This is a genomic window from Oscillibacter sp. UBA6647, from assembly GCA_002455655.1.
Taxonomy (GTDB): domain Bacteria; phylum Bacillota; class Clostridia; order Oscillospirales; family Oscillospiraceae; genus Oscillibacter.
This window is the reverse complement of record DKLF01000079.1, coordinates 1-2,193: the sequence shown is the minus strand read 5'-3', so window position 1 is coordinate 2,193 and position 2,193 is coordinate 1. Positions and strand designations below refer to the sequence as shown.

Sequence of the window (2,193 nt, the reverse complement as noted above, 5' to 3'; positions counted from 1 at the left end):
GTCGTGGTCGTGGTCGTGGTCCTGAAACAGGCTGTTAAAGCAGCCGTCAGCAAGGTCCAAGCTATCCTCCCGATGGCCATGAATATCCACTTCCATATGCGTTCCCGCAATGCCGCAGGTGATGGCCCTCCGGGCGGTCACACGCACGCCGGGGATCAGATGATTCATCGTCTCCATAAAGGACGCCTGATCGGGAAGCAGTTCATAGAGCGCGGCCATGAGCATATCGCCCGCCGCACCCATTTTGCATTCAAGGTAGAGCGTTTTCATTCGGAAACTCCTTCCATTTGGTTGATGCGGTTGGCGAGGAAGCCCGCGCCGAAGCCGTTGTCGATATTCACAACGCTCACGCCGCTGGAGCAGGAATTCAGCATGGATAGCAGCGCCGATACCCCGCCGAATGAAGCACCGTATCCCACGCTGGTTGGAACAGCGATAACCGTACAGTCCACAAGCCCGCCAATCACACTGGCAAGCGCCCCTTCCATTCCAGCCACGACGACAACCACCCGGGCGGTCATCAGCGGCTCAAGATTGGAGAGAAGACGGTGCAGTCCCGCCACACCCACGTCATACAGCCGTGTCACCCGGCTGCCAAGGGTCTCGGCGGTGATGGCTGCCTCCTCTGCGACACCCATGTCGCTGGTGCCGCCAGTAGCCACCACTACGGAGCCGCGGCCATGCGTTTCGGCTGGCAGCACCACGGCAAGACGCGCCAGCGAATCGTAACGCAGCGGAAAGGACTCTGCCAGCGTGTCCGCCACCTCTTGAGAGATACGGGTGACAAGAATGTCGGAGCAGCCTTGCCTGTGCATCGAGGACAATATTCCAAGGATCTGTTCAGTGGTCTTAGACTGCCCGTAAATCACCTCGGGAACGCCTTGACGGACGGCTCGGTGATAGTCCACCTTGGCATAGCCCAGATCCTCAAACGGGGCGAGCTTCAGCCGCAGCAGCGCATCGTCCGGAGAAAGCGCGCCGCTTTGCACTTCTTTCAAAACTGTTATAATATCATGACCGGAACTCATACTGAATCCTCCTTACCGCGTGCGCAGGTCCAACGAGACAGTGGAAAAAAGAGCGGAGAGCCTTTCCAGCAACTGCTGCCTTTTTTCCACCGCGCAGGAAAACTGACTGGCGGGAATCTGGAGCAGTGCGGCGTCGCCGCGAAGCCGAATGCGAAAATCCTGAAATCCCATGGAGAAAAGGATATTCTCCCCGGCCTCCACCGTTTTCAGCGCTTCTGCTGTGATGGCTGTCCCGCTTGGGATGCGCGTTGCGAGACAGGCGTAAGAGGGCTTGTTCCACGTAAACAAATCCGCCTCCCGGCTCATTGCCCGTACGTCGCTTTTGGTCAGCCCGCACTCCCGCAGGGGAGAAAGAACCTCCATCTCCTGAAGCGCGCGCATTCCCGGACGGTCAGACGCGTCATCGGAGGCGTTTGTGCCGTCGATTACCAGTTTGTATCCGTCCGTGGCGGCCTGACGCAAGATCATGCCGAAAACGACACGCTTGCAGTAGTAGCAGCGATTTTGCGGATTGGCGACCACAGTGTCATCTGCCAGAATGTCACCTTCGATGACCGTCAAGGGAATGCGGCACTGTTCCGCAATCTTTTGGGCGTCGGCCAGTTCAAACGATGGCTGGAATGCCGAGTTGACGTAATAGGCGTGCCAGTCCCGGCCGTACTGCATGGCCGCCCATGCCAATAACGATGAGTCGGTGCCGCCCGAAAAGGCCAGCGCGCCGGATGGGTGCTGTGCAAAAAAGTCCTGTAAATTCATTGTGACCTCCAAATCTGTCGTACGGGGCAAATTAGCCTTGTCCGCCGCAACTGTGTTTTGCGAATAGCGGCTACACCAAACAACTTACCTTTTTCAGCGAACGCAAAATAAAAGAAGGCATACCCATGTTAGGTATGCCTTCTGGCAAAACACAAACTTTCCATATAAGCCGTCTGTACAAAAGATTTGTCGGCAAGCCATTGGAAAGAGAGCGGAATTCTATCCGCTTGACATGGCCTTCAGACCATATATGTAAGCATAGCAAGCCTGCATAAATCTGTCAATGGGGAAAATGCAAATATTTTAGCAATAAAATTTATAATTTGGGGATATGTTGTTCTATATTCATATTATATATGATAATGTATAATATGAATTGATTTGCTGAGAGCAGTGTAAATTTCACCAA

General features: G+C 54.5%; 3 protein-coding genes. All 3 read right to left on the bottom strand.

What is annotated here, in order from left to right; genetic code table 11:
- Positions 1-270, bottom strand: a 270-nt coding sequence (gene larC, locus B2W96_RS05955) for a nickel insertion protein (protein ID WP_293009372.1), incomplete at its 3' end; no start/stop codon positions are given.
- A complete protein-coding gene (gene larB / locus B2W96_RS05950; RefSeq protein WP_293009371.1) occupies positions 267-1,028 on the bottom strand; it encodes a nickel pincer cofactor biosynthesis protein LarB in 762 nt (253 codons plus the stop codon). The genes larC and larB, both read right to left, overlap by 4 nt.
- A 12-nt stretch (positions 1,029-1,040) precedes the next feature.
- Positions 1,041-1,784: an ATP-dependent sacrificial sulfur transferase LarE gene (gene larE, locus B2W96_RS05945; protein WP_293009370.1), complete on the bottom strand. Its 744-nt coding sequence runs from the start codon at positions 1,782-1,784 to the stop codon at positions 1,041-1,043.
- Between the last annotated feature and the right edge of the window lie 409 nt (positions 1,785-2,193).